Source organism: Pseudonocardia sp. Cha107L01 (assembly GCF_052566575.1).
The window spans coordinates 1,840,794-1,860,028 of the sequence record NZ_CP199579.1; the positions used below are offsets into that span (position 1 = coordinate 1,840,794).

15 protein-coding genes and 1 tRNA gene are annotated in these 19,235 nt (G+C 66.7%); 6 read left to right on the plus strand and 10 right to left on the minus strand.

Going from position 1 to position 19,235, the window contains the following annotated elements:
* The 4 genes from ACTXG6_RS08725 (at window position 1) to ACTXG6_RS08740 (ending at window position 4,862) form a co-directional block, all read left to right on the plus strand.
* Window positions 1-1,164 (plus strand): DNA polymerase III subunit delta', encoded by a 1,164-nt coding sequence (locus tag ACTXG6_RS08725; RefSeq protein ID WP_445187247.1) that lies wholly within the window; start codon window positions 1-3, stop codon window positions 1,162-1,164.
* A gap of 85 nt (window positions 1,165-1,249) precedes the next feature.
* A tRNA-Thr gene (locus ACTXG6_RS08730) sits at window positions 1,250-1,326 on the plus strand.
* 108 nt (window positions 1,327-1,434) lie between these two features.
* Window positions 1,435-3,000, plus strand: coding sequence for a tyrosine-type recombinase/integrase (locus tag ACTXG6_RS08735; RefSeq protein WP_445187248.1), 1,566 nt, complete (start codon window positions 1,435-1,437; stop codon window positions 2,998-3,000).
* Window positions 2,997-4,862, plus strand: a complete 1,866-nt coding sequence (locus ACTXG6_RS08740) for a hypothetical protein (protein WP_445187249.1) — start codon at window positions 2,997-2,999, stop codon at window positions 4,860-4,862. The genes ACTXG6_RS08735 and ACTXG6_RS08740 overlap by 4 nt, the downstream gene beginning before the upstream one ends.
* Before the next feature lie 72 nt (window positions 4,863-4,934).
* Here the strand turns inward: ACTXG6_RS08740 and ACTXG6_RS08745 are convergent, their stop codons facing one another.
* The 3 genes from ACTXG6_RS08745 to ACTXG6_RS08755 all read right to left on the minus strand — a co-directional run bounded on the left by ACTXG6_RS08745 (window position 4,935) and on the right by ACTXG6_RS08755 (window position 9,497).
* The gene (locus ACTXG6_RS08745) at window positions 4,935-5,543 is read right to left on the minus strand and encodes a hypothetical protein (protein WP_445187250.1); all 609 of its coding nucleotides are present in this window, start codon (window positions 5,541-5,543) and stop codon (window positions 4,935-4,937) included.
* 259 nt (window positions 5,544-5,802) lie between these two features.
* The gene (locus tag ACTXG6_RS08750; protein WP_445187251.1) at window positions 5,803-7,005 is read right to left on the minus strand and encodes an FAD-dependent monooxygenase; all 1,203 of its coding nucleotides are present in this window, start codon (window positions 7,003-7,005) and stop codon (window positions 5,803-5,805) included.
* 524 nt (window positions 7,006-7,529) lie between these two features.
* Window positions 7,530-9,497: a potassium transporter Kup gene (locus ACTXG6_RS08755; RefSeq protein WP_445187252.1), complete on the minus strand. Its 1,968-nt coding sequence runs from the start codon at window positions 9,495-9,497 to the stop codon at window positions 7,530-7,532.
* A gap of 277 nt (window positions 9,498-9,774) precedes the next feature.
* On the opposite strand from ACTXG6_RS08755, the gene ACTXG6_RS08760 reads away from it, so the two are divergent.
* The gene (locus ACTXG6_RS08760; protein ID WP_445187253.1) at window positions 9,775-10,158 is read left to right on the plus strand and encodes a hypothetical protein; all 384 of its coding nucleotides are present in this window, start codon (window positions 9,775-9,777) and stop codon (window positions 10,156-10,158) included.
* A gap of 535 nt (window positions 10,159-10,693) precedes the next feature.
* Here ACTXG6_RS08760 and ACTXG6_RS08765 read toward each other — a convergent pair.
* The 5 genes from ACTXG6_RS08765 to ACTXG6_RS08785 all read right to left on the minus strand — a co-directional run bounded on the left by ACTXG6_RS08765 (window position 10,694) and on the right by ACTXG6_RS08785 (window position 14,258).
* Window positions 10,694-11,152 (minus strand): hypothetical protein, encoded by a 459-nt coding sequence (locus ACTXG6_RS08765; protein ID WP_445187254.1) that lies wholly within the window; start codon window positions 11,150-11,152, stop codon window positions 10,694-10,696.
* A gap of 271 nt (window positions 11,153-11,423) precedes the next feature.
* Window positions 11,424-12,308 carry an IS3 family transposase gene (locus ACTXG6_RS08770; protein WP_445183283.1) on the minus strand — a complete coding sequence of 295 codons (885 nt, stop codon included), beginning with the start codon at window positions 12,306-12,308 and terminating at the stop codon, window positions 11,424-11,426.
* A complete protein-coding gene (locus ACTXG6_RS08775; RefSeq protein ID WP_445183284.1) occupies window positions 12,305-12,592 on the minus strand; it encodes a transposase in 288 nt (95 codons plus the stop codon). The genes ACTXG6_RS08770 and ACTXG6_RS08775 overlap by 4 nt, the downstream gene beginning before the upstream one ends.
* Window positions 12,593-12,622: 30 nt before the next feature.
* The gene (locus ACTXG6_RS08780) at window positions 12,623-13,723 is read right to left on the minus strand and encodes a glycosyltransferase (protein ID WP_445187255.1); all 1,101 of its coding nucleotides are present in this window, start codon (window positions 13,721-13,723) and stop codon (window positions 12,623-12,625) included.
* A gap of 1 nt (window position 13,724) precedes the next feature.
* On the minus strand, window positions 13,725-14,258 hold the full coding sequence (locus ACTXG6_RS08785) for a TetR/AcrR family transcriptional regulator (protein WP_445189957.1): 534 nt from the start codon (window positions 14,256-14,258) through the stop codon (window positions 13,725-13,727).
* Between the two features lie 1,019 nt (window positions 14,259-15,277).
* Between ACTXG6_RS08785 and ACTXG6_RS08790 the strand changes: the two genes are divergently transcribed.
* Window positions 15,278-16,432, plus strand: a complete 1,155-nt coding sequence (locus tag ACTXG6_RS08790) for a serine hydrolase domain-containing protein (protein ID WP_445187256.1) — start codon at window positions 15,278-15,280, stop codon at window positions 16,430-16,432.
* Window positions 16,433-17,221: 789 nt separating this feature from the next.
* On the opposite strand, the gene ACTXG6_RS08795 is transcribed toward ACTXG6_RS08790, so the two are convergent.
* A complete protein-coding gene (locus tag ACTXG6_RS08795) occupies window positions 17,222-18,139 on the minus strand; it encodes an LLM class F420-dependent oxidoreductase (RefSeq protein ID WP_445187257.1) in 918 nt (305 codons plus the stop codon).
* A 142-nt stretch (window positions 18,140-18,281) separates the two neighbouring features.
* Entirely contained in the window at window positions 18,282-18,932 is a 651-nt protein-coding gene (locus tag ACTXG6_RS08800) for a nitroreductase family protein (protein ID WP_445187258.1), read from the minus strand.
* Window positions 18,933-19,235: the final 303 nt, after the last annotated feature.

A 19,235-nucleotide genomic window follows, 5' to 3' on the forward strand; every position in this document is an offset into this window, starting at 1 on the left:
GTGGCATCCGTCGGCGGGGTATGGGCGGAGGTGGTCGGACAGGACCGGGTGGTCGCCGAGTTGGCGGGCGCCGTGGCCGATCCGACCGCGATGACCCACGCCTGGCTGTTCACCGGCCCACCGGGCTCCGGCCGCTCGGTGGCCGCCCGCGCGTTCGCGGCCGCGCTGCAGTGCCCGACTGGTGGCTGCGGGCAGTGCCAGTCGTGCCACACGGTGCTCGCCGGCACCCACCCCGACGTACGCGAGGTGGTGCCCGAGGGACTGTCCATCTCGGTGTCGGAGATGCGCGCGCTGGTGCAGATCGCGGCGCGCCGGCCGAGCTCCGGTGGCTGGCAGATCGTGGTGATCGCGGACGCGGACCGGCTCACCGAGGGCGCGGCGAACGCACTGCTCAAGGCGGTGGAGGAGCCGACGGCGCGGACCGTGTTCCTGCTCTGCGCGCCGTCCGACCACCCCGACGACGTACCGGTGACGATCCGCTCACGGTGCCGTCTGGTACCGCTGGGCACACCGCCGCCTCCGGCCATCGCAGCCGTGCTGGCCGCGCGCGACGGCATCGACGAGGAGACCGCGTCCTGGGCCGCGCTGGTCTGCGGCGGCCATGTGGGGCGGGCCCGGCGACTGGCCAGGGACACCGAGGCCCGGATGCGCCGCGAGCAGGTGCTGGCGCTGCCGCTGTCGCTGCGCGGGTTCGGTGAGGTGTTCTCCGCCGCCGACGACCTGATCGGCTCCGCCGAGGCGGAGGCGGCCGACGTGGCCGGCTCCCGGGACGCCGCCGAGCGGGAGGCGCTCTCGGTGGCGATGGGGTCCGGCGGTACCGGCAAGGGCGTGGCGTCGGCCCAGCGCGGCGCGAAAGCCGCCGAGCGTGAGCTGGAGCGGCGGCAGAAGTCCCGGGCGACCCGGAGCCAGCGCGACGCGTTGGATCGCGCACTGGTCGATCTGGCCGGCTTCTACCGGGACGTGCTGACGACGACTCTGGGCGCCTCGGTGCCGGCGACCCACCCGGACCGGGCCGGTGACACCCGGCGGGCCGCGTCGACCTGGTCGCCGGAGTCCACCCTGCGCCGGCTCGAAGCGGTACTGAGCTGCCGCGAGGCGCTCGAGGTCAACGTCAAGCCCCGGATCGCCGTGGAGGCCATGCTCACGATCCTCTACCGGGGCTGACTCGGCCGAAGATGCTCCCTCGGAGCACCGAGACTGAGCCGGCGCGGAGGCCCCGAAGCCGGCAGCTAAACTACCCGAGCACGACGCCGCCTTAGCTCAGTCGGTTAGAGCGACGCACTCGTAATGCGTAGGTCCGGGGTTCGACTCCCCGAGGCGGCTCCACAGGAACACCAGCTCAACGCTGGTGTTCCTCGCAGTAAGTGATCCACTTGTTCGGGATCATGGAATCCTTTGTGGAATCCCTGGTGTGTCGGGTCTACCTTCGCGTTCATGGCGACCGGACACGTCGAAGTCCTCAAGAGTGGCTTCCGAGCCGTCGTTTATGCAGGTAAGGACCCGATTACCGGCCGCAAGGGCTACCTCAAGGAGACTCATCCGACCCGGGATCTGGCCGTGCGGGCCAAGGAGCGCCTCGTTGGCCAGGTCGAAGCCGATCGGATTCCCGACCAGAGCGCCACGCTCGACCACCTCCTCAGACGGTGGCTCGAGGTCGCCGATCATGAGCTGTCCACGAGGGAGACCAACGAGGGGTACATCCGACGGACACTCGGGCCAGCACTCGGTGACATGCAGCTGCGCAAGCTGCAGCACAGGGTGGACATCGTGGACCGCTTCTACACGCATCTGCGCAGGTGCAATGTGCTCTGTGACGGTCGCCCCTACGTCGAGCACCGGCGGGCCGACCTCCATGAATGCGAGACCGCCAAGTGCCGGCCTCATGTCTGCAAGCCGATGAGTCCTGGCGCGGTCCGCCGAGTACACGCCATCCTCTCCGCCGCGATGAACTACGCAATCTCCTGGGGGTGGGTGGACCGCAACCCCGCGCAGTACGCCCACCCTCCGAAACTCGCCCGCCGCCGCCCGAAGCCCCCGGAGCCGGACCGAGTGGCCGAGCTGATCAACAGAGCGTGGGCGGATGACCCCGAGTTCGGTCTCTATCTCTGGCTGGCGGTCACCACCGGAGCTCGGCGTGGTGAGCTCGCCGCCCTGAGGTGGGTCAGCTGTGATTTGGAGCATGGCGAGCTGCTCATCGAGGACAACTACGTGGTCCGCAATGGAGAACAGCGCATCAAGGGCACGAAGACCGACGATCCCCGTCGGCTCTCGCTCGACACGTTCAGCGTCCGCCTTCTCGTCGACTTCAGAGCCGCTCGCAATGCCGCACTGCGGCCTGCCGGGATTGAGATCGCCTCGGATGCTTTCGTCTTCTCGCCTGACCCCGCCGCCAGGCGACCGTGGCACCCCGATCACTTCACGCACGCCTACGGCAAGTTGGCGACGGCCGCCGGCGTGGCGACTCCACTCCGCAACCTCCGACACTTCAATGCCACACAACTGTTGAGCGGCGGCGTCGACCTGCGGACCGTCGCTGGGCGCCTGGGGCGTAGCGACGGTGGGGCGACGACACTGAGGGTCTATGCCTCCTGGACGAAGAACGCTGACCGGCGCGCCGCGGAAACGCTCGCCGGCGATCTTGACGGGCTACGGAGGAAAGCCGCCGCCGAAGCGCCGGCTGACATCACCGCGAAGCTCGCACGCCGGTTGGCCGGTGCGAGTCTGCCGGCGGCGAAGTTGTTCCCCGAGGGCGGTGCTGCGTCGACGTTCCGAGATGTCTCGGAAGGTATTCGGGACGCCATGCGGAATGGCCTGCTGGAGCCGGGAGCGTTGTTGCCCACGATCGGTGAGATCGCCGATCGGTGCGGACTTGCCCGGTCCACCGTCCAGCGAGCTATCGAGCAGTTGAGAACAGCCCGGCTCATTGTCCGAAGTCGGGGCCGTTGGATCGTTGCGCAGCCGCACGCCGTGGCGGACACAGAGCGTTCGGAGCCCGCGTGACGTCCTCGGAGTCGCGGCTCGGCCACGGCCAACCCGTTGATCTGGAGTTTCGTGTGCCGTCCCCGGTGCAGGAGCTGGACGATGAACGTCTCTCCCGCCAGGGGGTCCGTGTCTTTCTGAAGCGCGACGATCTGATCAATTCCGAACTGCCCGGCAACAAGTGGCGCAAGCTCAAGTACAACCTCGAAGCGCCGAGTGTGATCCGGAGGACTGTCATGGCGCGCGGACGTAAGGCTGTGAAGGAGCGCTCGAGACCGGTTTTCGCGGACGGCAGGCCGATTCGGTTGGAACCGCCTGCAGGAACCCAGCCTGCATGGGCGACAACGCCTCCCTACCCGGCGGACCTGATGGTGCGGGATACCGAAGCGCCGGAGCCGCTCCTGCCCGAGGATGCCGGCCTCGGGATCCCGGTCGAGGTGACTGCGGGGGACGCACGTCACCCCCTCATCACGGTGGGCGACTCCATCACGATGGGCTTCAAGAGCCTCGCGATCACCGACACGAGCCTGTCGTGGCCCGCTCTCCTCGCGGGGGCGCTACAACTCGCCCCAGGAGTGTTCACCTATCCGACCTATCCCGGGCCTGTCGACTGTCCGGGTCTACCGCTGAACCTCGAGGCGCTGGTCAGAGGCATCGACTCCGCCGAGGCGGGCGGCCTGCCCGTCATCCGTGAGGTGCGTGGTGTGCACGCCGCGATCGCGGCCGTGACCCACGTGAAGGGCTACTGGGAGCATGGGCCGGGGGGCGGCGTGCCGCTCGGGTCACGCGCGTACCACCACAACCTCGCCGTCTACGGCTGGACCGTCCGCCAGGCCTACACCGAAACGATCGGGCAGGCGACGGCGGCGGTCACCGAGCCGCAGGGCCTCGTGAGCTCCTTCTCACCCGAGGTGTCGCACGCGTCTGAACGTGCAATGCTGCGTGCGCTGGAGGGGCCGTCGACGGGCCCTGATTCCACGGTCACAATGATCGACGCCGCGCGCGCCATCGGCGCTGACGGCGGCATCGACACGCTCGTGGTCGCCCTCGGCGCCAACAACGCTCTGCCCAGCGCGGTCCAGCTGCGCCTCGCCTGGTCCGGCATGGACGACAAGCCGACTGTGTGGACACCGAGCGATTTCGCTGCCGACCTGGGCGGCCTCCGCGACAAGGTCGCCGAGATCAACGCCCGCCGCGTCATCTGGGCGACGGTGCCGCACGTGACGATCGTTCCGATCGCCCGAGGGATGGGCGTCAAGCCTGCCGGACAACGCTACTTCGGCCGCTACGTCCACGCCTGGGTGTCTGACGCCGAGTACCTGCCCGGTGTCAACCCTGCCCTGACCGGCGAGCAGGCGTGGGCGATCGATTCGGCCATCGACCAGTACAACTACACGATCAAGAAGATGGTCTACGAGGCGCGGGTGGCGGCCCGACCGAGGGACTGGCTGATCCTCGACCTGTGCGGGCTGCTCGACCGGCTTGCGTTCCGCCGCTACATCGCCGACCCGCTGACCCAGCCCTCATGGTGGGCCGCGAAGGCCTACCAGCTGCCCCCGGTGCTGTCCGCGCTGACGCCGCAGCCGGACACGCAGTTCTTCACCTCCGACCAGCTCGGTAGACGCAAGGGCGGCCTGATCGCCCTGGACGGCGTTCACCCCACCACCATCGGGTACGCCATCCTTGCCCAGGAGGTGTTCCAGATCCTCCAGCACCTCAACCCGGACGTGCAGGGCAGTGGGATCGACTTCGCGGCCGCCCTCGCGGCCGACACGCTGGTGAGCCACCCGCCCAGCGGCCTCGCCGACGACCTCCGGCCGCTCCATGTGATCAACAGTGTCGTCGACCTCGTACAGGTTGCGCTGGGCAAGCACACGTCGTAGCCCCGTCCAGTGTCACGTTCGTCGGACCGGACCTCGAGCCCGCGATCGGTTCCATAAGGGGTGCGTGCGCGTTCAGTACGGCGAGACGCCCGAAGGGGCAGATGGGGGCCGCATCGTTGGCCTCAGTTGACTCAGCTCATTCGGCGTGGCGCGCAGACGCGAGACAGCGGTGCCGAACTCAGAGTCGGTGAGCACGCCACGGCCGCGCAGTTCCTCGAGCACCCGGAACTGACCGGTGGCGGTCACAGACGACGAGCAAGGGGCCGGCACACCCGTCGCGTGCGCGTCGACTAGCGCGGCGAACTCCCGGACCTTGCGAGAAGAAAGCACCGCCGCGGTCTTGATCGTCCACTGCCAGCCAGGTCCACTGATCGTGAGGAATACGTCGCGCACCGCCCCACCGTCGCTGGGGTTCGCCGCATCCGTGGTCGACTCGCTGACCGAGGTACGCACGCCCGCCAGCGAATGCACCTCGCGCCCGCGCTCGATGCGGTCGCGATACAGCGTGACGCCGTTATAGCGGGCCACCAGGTCGGTGAGCCGTGCCGCGCACCTCGGCCGCTCGGCCTTTGCCAGGCGATACTCGTCCCTGCCCTGCCGCAGCTGGACCCGAGTACGGGCCACTCCCTCGTGCAGACGCTTGCCGCGAGTCGTGATGTTATTGCGGAGCTGGGTGAACATCGGACCTCTCGAGGTGGTGGGTCGTATCCGCATCGTCGTTGACTACGGGTCCGGTGTCACGGGGTCGGGCGTGTAACGGGGCGCACGACGCTGAGGCCGATACCTGCCGGGCGGGTGTGGTGGAGCTGGCCAGGGGGCATGGAGCAGTGCCTGTCAACCCGTCCTGATCCGGCCGCGCCATGGCCCCGGAAGCGTTGGGTAGGGGTTCCTCTGCTGAGACACCCACAACTGAATGCGGTCGAACAGTGGCTGGCGGTGATCAATGTGCGGTGGGTACCTCGACGTCGTGGGCGTGGATCCACCTGATCCGCTCCGGCAGCCCGGGGAGCGCCGCGTCGCGGCGGCCGGCTGCGGCGCCTTCGAGCTTGTAGAAGCGGCCGGCCTGGCGCGAGTAGTGCTGCACCCGCCGCGCCCTGCTGCGCCGCAGCCGCTCGTAGGTAGCGAACGCGTCCGGGTAGCCCGATGTCCCGGCGCGGGCGAGCAGGCCGGCCAAGACGTAGGCGTCCTCGATGGCTTGGCCCGCGCCCTGGCCCTGGTGGGGCAGCGGCGCGTGCACGGCGTCGCCGGCCAGCACGACCCGGCCGCGGCTCCAACGGGCCAGTGGCGGCAGGTCCAGCAACGCCCAGAAATGCATGTCTCCGCCGACGTTGTCGATGAGTCCGAGAATGCGGGAGTCCCACCCGAGGCCGCGGAATAAGGCCAGCGCTTCCGTGCTGCTGCCCGCCGTGCGATGGCTGGTGCGCGTCCAGTCAGGGAGCCTGTCGGGCTGGTGGACGGCAAGCAAGTTGATCAGCGTGCCGTCATCGATGCCGAAGGCGACCACATGCGTGCCGGGGCCGCACCAGAACTGCATCGACGTCGGCGTCGGCATGTCGGGACAGCGCTCAACCGGGATTAGCCCGCGGAACCCGATCTCGCCGGACAGGACCGGGGCGATAGCCCCGGCGACGTGGCCGCGGACGGCCGAGTGGATGCCGTCCACACCGACCGCGATCCGAGCCAGCACGTCCGCTCGCCCGGCGAACCGCAACCGCACCCCGCCGAGCTCCTGGTCGATCCCGACCAGGCGGTGGCAGGTGTGCACCCGCTCCGGCGGGACCGCCTCGGCCAGCAACCGACGTAACGTGGCGCGGTGCAGCGTCAGGAAGGGGCCGCCCATGCGTTCGCGGTACCAGTCACCGACCGGGTGCGACCAGATCAGCGTGCCGTCGTCCCAGCGCCGGAAGTGGACATCCGGTGGCGCGTTGCCCGCCGACTCGGGGCGGACACCCAGCCGGTCGAGCAGCCGGGTGGAGTTGGCGGCGAGCGCGACGCCCGCGCCGACCTCACGCAGATCGTCGGCCTGCTCGAACACATCGACCGAGACACCCGCCCCCAGCAGCCCGATCGCTAGTGTCAGACCACCGAGCCCGCCACCCACCACCGCCACGTCGACGTCGTGATTCAGCGACCACGCCTCCATCGGCCCGCACCGGGGGCAAGGACGCGCCCAGCATCGGATTCACAGTGGCCTCAAGCCGGTCCGGGCGCAAGTGCCCCGCGCCGGTCCGTTTGTCGATCCCTACCGGACACCGGGGCGATGAGTCATCGGGAATTCGCCCGCCTCCGCCAGTAGGTGAGGTTGTGGCGGGTAGTCAGGATATTGGGGTGGTCGGGGCCCAACAACCGGACCTGGTCGGTAAGCAGCTGCTCATGGGCGTTGGCCGCGGCGGCAGCCGGTTGGCGAACAGGATGTGCTTTTGGCGAAACCACATCGTCGTCTTCGGTCTGTCTGAGAAGCGACCGGAAGGCCAAACGTCCGGAATCTGCCACCTGCCCCGCTAGTGGGCGAGGTTGTTGCGGTCGATCAGGGTGTCTGGGTGATCAGGGCCGAGTGTCTGGAGCCGGGCGGTGAGTAGGTTCTCGATGGCGGTGGCGGCGCCGGCCGGGCCGCCCTGCTGCTGGTCGCTTGGCGACGCTCCGCGCTAGATAGCCCTTACAGCTTGATCAAAGTTCGATGCGCGAGCCCATGACAACCGTGCGGTCGGGGGGCAGTTTGAAGTATGCGGCGGGTGTGGCCGCGTTGTGGGCGAGGGCGATGAACAGCCGCTTGCGCCAGGTCCACATGCCCGGCTGGGGGCCCCGTTCGATGATGATGTGAGACAGGAAGTACGACACGGTGTCCGCGTCGAATTCGAGTTCTTCGCATAGGCCGCGGGACGCACGCAGCAGGTCGGGGATGTGGTGGTCGTCCTGGAAGCCGAGCCGGGCGAGCAGGTGCACGATGCCGTCCGCGATGTGGCCGAGCTGGTCGACGGTCACCCGATCGCCCGGTGGGACGTGTGGCACGTTCTCCGACTGCACGCTGACGATCACGACCCGCTCGTGCAGCACGTGATTGAACTCGACGTTGGCCCGCAGCGCGAGTGGCGCGGTCTCCTTGGTGGGGTGGGGGAACACGGCGGTGCCGGGCACCCGGAGGATGCCGTCGGCGTTCAGCTTCTCCACGAAGTCCGGAAGCGGCCCCTCCACGTCGATGCGGCGGGCGGTCACGATCCGGCGGCCCCGCTGCCAGGTGGTCATCACCGTGGCCACCACCGCGGCGACGAGCAGTGGCAGCCAGCCACCGTGCACGATCTTGGTCAGATTGGCGGCGAGGAAGGTCAGCTCGACACCGCCGAACACGATGGCGACTAGCACCAGCTTCCACCGCGCCCAGTGCCACGCGGTCGTGGCGTAGATGAGGAACAGCGTGGTGGTCAGCAGCAGGGTCCCGGTGACCGCCAGCCCGTAGGCGGTGGCCAGGCGGTCCGAGGAGCGGAAGACCACCATCAACACGAGCACGCCGCCGAACAGCAGCCAGTTCACCGCCGGCACGTAGATCTGGCCGCTCTCCTGGGTGGAGGTATGCCGGACGGTCATGGGCGGCAGGTACCCGAGCCGGACGGCCTGGCGCGACACCGAGAACGCCCCGGAGATCACCGCCTGCGAGGCGATCACCGTGGCGCAGGTGGCCAGCACCACCAGCGGCAGCTGCGCCCAGCCCGGGGCGAGCCGGTAGAAGGGGTTGTCCACGGCGTGGGGGTCGGTCAGGATCAGCGCCGCCTGCCCCAGGTAGTTGAGTGTCAGCGCGGGGAAGGCCAGGACGAACCACGCCACCCGGATCGGGCGTCGCCCGAAGTGGCCCACGTCGGCGTAGAGGGCCTCGGCGCCGGTGATCGCCAACACCACCGCGCCCATTGACAGGAACGCGGTCAGCGGGTGGACGGCGAAGAACGACACGGCGTAGGTCGGCGACAACCCGAGCAGCACGCTTGGGCGCGCGGCGATTTGCGGCACACCGAGGACGGCGAGCGTGGCGAACCACAGCACCATCACCGGCCCGAACAGCCGCCCGACCTGGTGGGTTCCCCAGCGCTGCACCACGAACAGCAGCGTCAGGATGGCGATCCCGATCGGTAGCACCGCCTGAGCGAGCTCGGGCCGGGCGACCTCCAGGCCCTCCACCGCCGAGAGCACCGAGATGGCCGGGGTGATCAGCGAGTCGCCGTAGAACAGCGACGCGCCCAGTACACCAAGGGCCAGCGCGGTCGAGGCGAGCCGGGCCGAGCAATCGGACACGCCGCGGACCAGCGCGGCGAGCGCCATGACGCCGCCCTCACCGTCGTTGTCGGCCCGCAGGATGAAGGACACGTACTTGACCGTCACGATCAGCGTGACCGACCAGAAGATCAGCGAGACGACCCCGTACACGTCGCCCGGCGTCGGGCTGACCGCGTGGTTGTCGATCGAGAACACCGTCTGCACCGCATAGAGCGGGCTGGTGCCGATGTCACCGAAAACGATACCGAGCGCGCCGAGGGCGAGCCCGAACAGGCCGCCGCCGTGGGCAGCCGGATGGTGGGGAGTGCGGCCCCCCACAGCCGGCTCGGGGACTAGCTCCGCCGCACGGTCGGCGGCCTGGCCATCGGTCACCCAGTCAGTCTGCACCCGTTGGCCGCGCCGGGACGGACGGCCACCTCGGCCTGGATCACCACAGTTCGCCCCGCGCTGATCCAGGCCGAGCGGACCACAAACGTTCGGTAGAGGATCGTTTCCGTCCACCGGATCACTGCCCGTGAATGTTGGCCGGTTCCGTCTTCCCAGCGGGCGCCGGAGGTAGGGCGCGCCGACGCAGTGGCGAGCTGGCCGTTGGACTTGGCGGACTTGGCGGACTTGGCGGACTTGGCGGCGGGTGGCAGGCTGCCGCGCCATGGCGAAACCCGCGATCACGAGCCCGGTCGAGTCGATCAAGTGGCTCGACGACGTCGCAGACCACGACTACGCCGCAGCGGCGGCCTACCTCTCGATCAAGTTCGGTGAAGACGCCGTCCAGAAGATGGTCAAGAAGCTGAAATCGGCGCGGTTGGTCACCCGGCGGGCGAACGACGTCCTGCGCGCGGCGGGCCTGGAGCCGGCGCCGCTGAGCGATCCCGGCGTGCACAAGGACCTGGTCAAGGCACTCACCGGGAACGCGCTAAGCCCGATTCTGGTGATCACCGGTACCCCGCACGCCGATATCGCAGACGGCTACCACCGAGCCTCGCTCGTGTATCAGCTCGATCCGTACGGAGCCATCCCGCTCAAACTCACCTGATCCAAGAACTTCGGCTAGATCAACACCTCCGCCGCCCCAGTCTCACCGGCCAACCAATCCCCAGCGTCCGGTAGGGGATCGTCGGCGTACGCGCTGATCGACTGTCGCGCCGCTGCCGGTGCGTGCCGTCGGAGGCGTCCGGTTGCCGTTCGCCTGCGGACAGCGTGACCAACACGACCACAGGGCAGTAGAAGAGGCCGCCGGACGACGGCGGGCTCACACCGACACTTCGGAACCGGTGCGCGGTTACTCACAACCAGTGCGCCATTTCAGTCGGAACAGGTGCGCCTTTTGGTCCTTGCCGTGATCAGCATCGTCGATGCCATCGCCGGCTAACCGCGTGCCCCCGGAGCTCAACGATGCGTGGTTGGGGGCGTCGGTGGGTCAGGAGAGCGGTACATTTTGGGCGAGGCGTGTTGGTCGGCGTATCGCAGCACGGTTTGGGCGTAGGCGTGGCCGAGTCGGCGCCGGATGATTTCTTCGGAACACGACATCGCCGGGGGCCAACCCAACCCGGGTATGCCCTCCTACGGGCTCACGGTGCGAGGCGTACCGCGGTGATGCCGTGATTGGTCGGCAGGAACAACGCATTACCGCTCGAGGCGGGCGTGGCGAAGCGGCTGGCGTCGCCGACCGACAGGGTTGCCAGCCGGGCCCCCGTCGCGGCGTCGAGTCCGATCAGGGCGCCGTCCTGCTGGAGGGACCACACGGTGCTCCCGACGATGAGCGGTGAGCCGCTCACCGTGGACGGCGCCTGCCACCCCTTGCGCAACCCGCCATCGGTGGCGATCCGCAACTGCAGCAGCCCCGACGTACAGGGCAGGTAGGCGACCGTGCCCCCGCCCTGCACCGGTGCGCTCGCGCCGCCCCCGTATGCCTGGCAACCGTCGACCGTCCCCTTCTGCCCGCCGACCCCACCGAGGGCGCCGAGGTCCACCAGGAACACCCCGCCGCGCTTTCCGGCGGCGAGCGCTGAGTGCCTACCGGGAACCACGTTGGGTGCGAAACGTCGCCGTTCGCTGCCCCCCAGCGGTCACAGCGACGGGGTGTGTCGCTCTGAGCAGGCATAACGGCTGCGGCACCCGCAAAGCTGGGATCTTTTAGTCTGAGGTTCGGCGGCCTTGATGGTGAGCGGGATCATCGGTCGGAACGGGCTGTGGTGTGGATTAGGCGGCTGGGCCCGCCGCCTTTTCCTGGGTACTCAGCAGGCTTTCCAGCTCGTCCGCGGCGATGTTTGGACTGTTCCCGATTTCATTGACGCTGGTTTAGGCTGCCAGTTCGGTAAGTTTTCTGAACCCTAGCTCGTATTCGATGGGTGTCAAGTAGGCGAGTGTGGAGTGTCGCCTGCGGCGGTTGTAGTAGCTTTCGATCCAGAGGAATGTCTGTTGTTGTACTTCGGTCGCACCGCTCCATGGCCGGGTGTGGATGAGTTCTTTCTTGTAGGTTGCGAAGAATGATTCGGCGACCGCGTTGTCGAAACAAGTAGCGCGCCGACCCATTGAGCGCTGTACGCCGTTCTCGGTGCAGAAGTTAGCGAATTCTCGGGACGTATATTGACAGCCTCGGTCGCTGTGGAATATGACCCCGGCCAGGGGTTTACGGGTGACCAGTGCCGCGGCGAGGGCCTCGACGATGAGGCTGGTGCGCAGGTGATCGGCGACGGCGTAGCCCACCACTTTGCGGGAGTGCAGGTCGATCACAGTCGCGGTGTAGACCCAGCCGTCGACTGTCTGGACGTAGGTAATGTCGCCACACCAGCGGGTGTCGGGTGCGTCGGCAGTGAAGTCCTGGCCGATCAGGTCTGGGGCGTCGATAGGGCGTAGACCTGCGACGGTGGTCTTCTTCCAGGCTCGGGGGTGGCGTCCTTGCAGGCCGGCGGCACGCATCAGGCGCCAGACCCGCTTGGGAGCGGTCCGCACGCCGCGCACGACCAGCTCAGCCCAGACCCGGCGCACCCCGGGGTGGCCGTGCAGGTCTTGGTGGATCTCGCGGATGGTCTCGGTGAGCTCGGCGTCGGTGCGTTCGCGCTGGCACGGCCCTGAGGTCAGCCATCGGTAGTAGCCCTGCCGGATCACTCCGAGCTGGTCGCACATGAACGTAACCGAAAACTGCTCATCGGTTGCCCAGTCCGCGATCGCCGCGTATTTCACGGCTGTTCCTTCGCGAACCAGGTGGCAACTTTTTTTGCGAAGTCCCGCTCCATCTTCACAATGGCGATCTCTTTACGTAGCCGTATCAGTTCGGCACGTTCAGACTCGGACAAGTCCTTGTCAGGAGTGCGACCGGACTCTCTTGCTGACTTCACCCATTTACCCAACGTCATCTCGTGGACGCCGATACTTTTCGCTACCTCAGCGATAGTGCGGCCGGAATTGAGCACGAGGCTAACGGCCTGGTCCTTGTACTCCTGGGTGAAGTGTCGGCGTGTCGCCACGCGAGTACCTCCGCTGCGATCAGCGGCAGTCTACGACCGGCTGTCTACAAGATCGGGAACGGTCCAGTTTGCGCCGTTCCGGGAGCGCAGGCGGTGGCCGATGGTTGCCGCGGCGGCCTGGTATTGCTCGTCCTGCAGCAGCGTGTTCACAGCTTCTCGGATTTCGTCGGGCGGGGCGGTCTTGGGTAGGACGCGACCTGCTCCGGCTGCGGCGATCGCTTTGCCGATCATGGGTTGGTCGAGCATCGGATGCATGGGGAGGATGAGTAGTGGTAGGTCGTGGGCGAGTGCGCGCGTGGTGGTCGAGTGGCCGCCGTGCCCGATCACGAGTGATGCCGAGGGCATGATCTCGTCGTGTGGGAGGTAGCGGTGTAGCTCGACGCCCGGGGGTGCGGTCAAGGTGCGGGGTTCCACGGCGCCGGTGGTGACGATGGCGCGGATGGGCAATCCGGCCAGCGCTTCCAGGATCGCCTGTAGGGCGGCCACCTGGCCTTCAAAGAAGATGGTGCTAAGGCTGACCAGCACGAGCGGTGTCTCGCCGGGGGCGTTGTGGTTTGGCTTGGTTTGCACGACGCCGGTGTAGCGAACATTGGTTGGCAGTCGGCGGTTGCCGACGGGGTCGAGGTCGCGGTCGGTTGCGACCAGGACGCGGTCGGCGTTGTTCCACAGTCGGCCTGGTCGCATGCCGCGCAGGGCCGCGACGATACCGATCGGCCCGCGGCTCCAGTTGTGGGTGTGGTAGCGGTGCAGCGAGTGCATTAACACAGCCGTCGGCACGCTCGCCTTTTCCGTTGCACGGAGGGCGCCGAGAGTCATCGAGTCCACCACCGCGAGATCGACCGGCGCCCGACTGAGTTCGGAGCGCACGTCGTCTCCGATCCTCGGGTCGGTAAAGACGCCGAAGAGGAATCTTAGGAGGAACCGTAATCCGGTGGCGGGTTCTTCCGGCGACCACGGTCGGGTGTGGTTGTAGGCCACAAATTCCAGGCCGGCCGCGGTCACGACGTCGCGCTGTTGGGGGTGCCCGAGGACTCGGACATGGTGACCACGGCGGCGCAGCTCGTGTGCGATGCCGAGCATGGGTGGCACGTTGCCGCCGCCGTCCCAGGTGATGACCAGGATCTGAGCCATGTCAGCTCCGTTCGGGTAGGTCGGTTCGATGGGCTGGTTCTTGGAGGACGGCGGTCACGAGGCGGCGCATGCGTTTACAGGTGCTCGCATGATCGAGTCCGGTGTCGCGGCGCAGGATTTTCCAGGTGAGAACGTCGGTGGCGATCACGAGCAGGTCGACGAGCTCCTCGCGGTCGGCGCGGTCGGCGAGTTGAGGAGCGAAGACCTCTTCGACCCAGTCGCGATGAATTCGGCGGCCGCGCTCGATCGTGCGTCGGGTGAGTGCGTCGTTGTGCTCCTGAGCTTGCAACCGCAGTGACCAATTGCCGATCCGGTCGTAGAAGGTCACGATCGTGTCGACCGCCGCCGCGACATCTCCGACCGGCGTGGCCCGTTCCGCGCGTACCGCCTCGACCTGGCGGGCTTGGGCGTGCTCGAACAGTTCGTTCCTGCTGCCGAAATGCCGCAGCACGGTCTGGACACTCACACCTGCCCGCTCGGCGACGTCGGCGAGAACGATCTCGAGTGACAGCCGCTCCTCGGACAGGGTGATCACGGCGTCCAAGATCCGCGACCTGGTGCTCGCGGTGGCCTCGGCCCGTGCTCTCATCGTGTAGGTGCGAGTCGTTTTCATGTTGATGAGAGTTAACGCCAAATTCTGATTTCGCGTCAATCGGCATTAGCGCGAAAGTCCGGCGTCGTCCGGGTGACGCGACTCGGCCCGCAGGGCCGAACGTGTGAAGACGCACCTGCTAGTGGCGGGTACGTTCAGCAGAAGGCGCCTCGCAAGCCCTGGCGTGGTTGGGGCGCTGAGGTGGTGGCGGATGGGAATCACGATGGGTGCGAAACGTCGTCGTTCGCAGCGTCTCTAGCGGTCACAGCGACCGAGCATGTCGCTCTGACCAGGCACAACGGCTGCGGCACCTGCAAAGCCGGGATCTTTTATCCGCTGCTTGCGAGATTGCCAAATCGGCCTCAGCCACTGTTCAAGGGGCCGTGTTCGGCGGAGCGGGCTGGCCTTGCCGGGCCGCCGAGATGCCGAGCGCAGGTTCTGGAGTAGGGGCACTTGTTGGCTCGGATCTTGCCCCAGGAGGTGCTTCGGCTTCGGGGTGGCCAGGCGTCGGACGATGTGGAGCAGTTGGTCGCCGTCGACGAGCTGTATCCCGTGGGCCTGGGCCAGCTCCTGCGCTTGCGGGTGAAGCTAGCCCGCCCTGAGGTGTTGGTCTGTGCCGTTGGGTGCCGCTCAGTGACCGTACGGATCCGCGTTGGCGCCAACAGTCACGAAGAAGTCTGAGCTGCCGGCCCACGCGGACACGACGGCGTAGGGTGTGCAAGCCCAGTGCTGTCCTTTACGATCACCGTCACGCCGATCACCGACGATGGCGGGGGGGTCGTGAGGTGCCAATTTACGTTCACAAGGTGTGGAGTCGGGCTCGGCTTCCTCTCGTCCTGCTCGCCGCCATCGCCGGCGTGGCCTCCTGTAGCTCGGGCCCGTCGAGCGGCTCGGGCTCGACGACCACGACCGGCTCGTCGAGCACATCTGCGTCGGCCGACGCCGGCAACCCCGGACCGTGTGTGGCCGATGTGTCCCAGGTTGTCGCCACCAAGCCGGCCGCGGCATCGACGTCCTCGCCCCTCCCCGCCCCGTTGGTCTCGTCTCTGGACGCCGCGGCCGCTTCCGCGTTCAAGGCTGCGGCCACACCGGGGGCGATCGTGGGGGTGCGCACTCCCCAGGGAACCTGGATCAAGGCCTACGGCTCTGCTGATCCCGCCACCAAGGCACCGATGACGACCGACATGCACATGCGTATCGGTTCGGTGACCAAGACGTTCACCGGCACCCTTATCCTTCAACTGGCTCAGGAAGGGAAGCTCTCCCTCGATGACCCCATCGAGAAATACGTGTCGGGCATCCCCAACGGCAACAAGATCACGCTGGTCATGCTGGCCGATATGACCAGTGGTATCGCCAGCTACTACACCCAGCCGTTCTTGGACAAGTACTTCGGTAATCCCGAGACGATCTTCACTCCGGACCAACTCATTGCCTACGGAGTGCCCGAATCCCCGATCTTCTCGCCGGGAGACAAATTCAACTATTCGAACACCAACACCATCCTCTTGGGCAAGGTAGTCGAAAAGGTCACCGGGCGGTCCTTCGGCGACGTCCTGCAATCCCAGATCTTGAACCGGCTCAGACTGTTCAACACCTCTGGGTTCCCCGATACCTCGCCCGCGATCCCTGACCCGCACCCACAGGGGTACACGCTGCAGGGGAGTGGTACACCGGACCATCCGGCCAATGCCACCAACTGGAATCCGTCGTTCGGGTGGGCGGCGGGGGCCATGATCTCGACGGTTTCGGACATGCTGATCTATGACCGGGCGCTCGGAACCGGTCAGGGCATCCTGTCGGGGGCAATGCAGACCCGGCGGCTGGAATCGTTCCCCAAGCCGGCGGGGTATGGCCTGGGCATCGCCTGCAGCGGCGGATGGGTCGGGCACACCGGCGAGCTGCCCGGCTTCAACTCCACCGTCTTCTACCAGACCGCCTCAGATACCTCGGTTGTGGTGCTGGTCAACAGCGACATCGCCTCGGGGAATTGCCCGAAGTCCCCGACCCTGACTGACAATCCGGGTCAGCTCCCGTGTTCGTCCCCAGCCACCCGGATGTTCGTGGGTGTGTCTAAGGCACTTGGCTACGAGTTCGTGCCCCCGCCACAGAATTAGCGAGCGAGCGAGGGCACCGGGCCCTCTTTGCCAGGCTGAGGTGAGACACCCCGAGTGAGTACGGGGTTCCTGATCGGGAGGGCGGGATCGCAGACCGCCCGCGCCGACCACATCGAACGGCTTGCCAGCTCACACCAGCCCATGGCGTCGATGCCCGACCAGTGCGCTAGCTCGGACCTTTTGAGCTCAGCGGTGGCCATTTCGGTGGCCACCACAGCTGACTGGCCGGCTCCGGCGGTCAGCGATTCATCGCGCCGCATCCGGCGAGCTGCGCATTTTGGATGCGTAGCTCGGCTGCTGGCCTTCGCACCGGCGCCGAGGCCTCCGCTGGCATGACGTCTGGCATGGCGAGGCCTGTTCTCCCAGTTCGCTCTGTGCGCTGCGCGACATGCGATGCGGCGTCAGTGCTGCTAGGCGTGTTCTAGCGTCAGCGCGCCTCTCTCGTAATGCGTAGGTCCGGGTTCGACTCCCCGAGGCGGCTCCACAGTTCGGCTGAGGCGCTTGTGATCAGCCGGCGAAGCCCGATCCCGGGACCTAATGCCGGATGACTGTGTCGAGCTGTCCGAGATCACTCGGCGGATGCAGTTCGCGCCGGATGGGAATCACGATGGGTGCGAACGTCGTTGTTCGCAGCATCTCTAGCGGCCACAGCGACGGTTACTGTCGCTCTGAGCCGGCATAACGTCTGTCGCACCCGCAAAGCCGGAATCTTTTAATCCGCGGATCGGACCATTGCCGAGCTGGCACCTTTCCTTAGCCAAGGGCGCCGCCTCCGGCCAGCCCGGTCGGTCAGACCGAAGCGGCGACAGCCCAGAGTTCTTCGGCGAGGGTGGCGTCTGTCCAGGCCAGCGGGCTTAGCAACACTTCAGTCGCACCCGCGTCCAGGTAGCTTTGAAGCTGACGCCTGACGGATTCCGCTGAACCCACCGCGGCAAGGTCTACAGCGCTAGCGACACGCTCTCGCGCAATCACCTTCTGATACGACGGCATGGCCTCGAAGAAGCTCAACTGCTCGGCCACGAAATTCTTCGCGGCGTCAACGTCGTCGGACACGATTGTGGGAACCTGCGCGATGATCCTGGGTTTCGACCGTCCAGCGTCGGCGGCCGACTTCGCGATGGCCGGTTCGATGAACTCTGCGATGGTCCGTGGACCGGCGAGGAACGGCAGCGTGCCGTCGGCCAGTTCGCCGGTCACCTGCAACGCCTTTGGGCCCATCGCGGCTATGTACACCGGGACGGGTGTGCCCCCGGCGACCCGCACCGGCCATCCGGGCTGTGCGGTGATCTCGTTGCCGCTGAAGTCGACCGCTCCGGTATCGAAGATGGACCTCAGTACCGTCAAGTGCTCGCGGAGGCGTGTGATCGTGTTGGGCCACGACCTCCCGAAGGCCAGCCGCTCCGGTTCGTGCCCGCCCAGTCCGAGGCCGAGGCTGAAGTTGCCGTGCGAGGCGGCCTGCGCCGTCTGCGCTAGCGATGCGACGATCAGCGGGTGACGCGGGTTGATCGGCACCACCGCCGTGCCGACGCCGAGCCCCGGCACTTCGGCGCCGACCAATGCGGCGAGGGCGATCGCGTCGTGATCGTTTTGCTGGCCCAGCCAGACCTGGCGGACGCCGAGGTCGTACGCACGCCTGGCCTGTACCACCGCGTCATCGACGACATTGATTGCTTGCGGGTTGGGAAACAACAAGATTCCAGTCGGCATAGTACGTCCCTCATTGATCACGGGGTATTTGGCCAGGTCAAGCTAGGTGTAGAACCGTCGGCATCTAAGGCATCGCCTATTCCGCCCCCGTCGCCTGGATTGTTGGCGCTGATCGCAGGTAATTCGTGCCGCGGGCGTTTGCTCAGATGTAGGTGAATATCCGGTCCGCGCTGAGCCGAGAGATCGGCTTGTTGCTGACCTGGGTGAGGTCCGGGTAACCGAGAGCGAGCAGCACAGTGGTGGTGTAGCCGTCTTCGCGGATCTCGAATTCCGCGTCGACGGAGTGAGGGTTGAAACCTTCGAGCGGGAGGGCTTCGATGCCGAGTTCGGCGGCGGCCATCATTGCCAAGCCCACCGTCATGTAGGTCTGTTTTTCCATCCAATGCGTTATGTCTTTGAAGTTGTAGGTGCGCCAGTCAAGGAAGTCGTGGACCGAGCGCTGCCACTTGTCCCTGTATTCACCCTCGGGGAATCGGCCGTCGGCGTTCTCCTGGGCGAACACACTCTGCAGGTGACTGTCGGGCAAGTCGGCGCGGGTGGTGACGATGATCGCGTGTGATGCATCGATCACCTTTGAGCGGTTGCCTGCTTCGAACATGTCGCCAAGGCTGTTCGCGAGGCGTTGTTTCGACTGGGCCGAGTTCATCACGTAGAAATGCCAGGGCTGCACGTTCAGTGACGACGGCGCCGAACGCAGAAACGCCAGGAACTTGTTGAAGGTCACCTCTGAGATAGCCCGGTTCGGGTCGAAAGCCCGCGTGAGGTGCTTGTCCATGATTTTGTCGAGGTTCATGATGTGTCGATCCTTAGCTCAAAGTGACTCAACTACGAACTGGCGCCATCTTCGATGTGCCGCTCTTTCGCCAGGGTCCAGGCCGTGGGCCATCACTTCGGCGAGCGAGCCTGTGTGTAATGCCACAAATTTTCGTACCTCGGAGCCGGCCATGGCATACATCTCCTAAGGAAGCAATCCGATGCTTGCATCGATGTTCTGAGTGCGATCAGCGAGTTGGGCGGACATCGATCGATCTCGACGTGGCAAGTGAGCGCGATTGAGATTAGGCGCTGGCCGCGATGTTGTTCTCCGCGGTGCGGA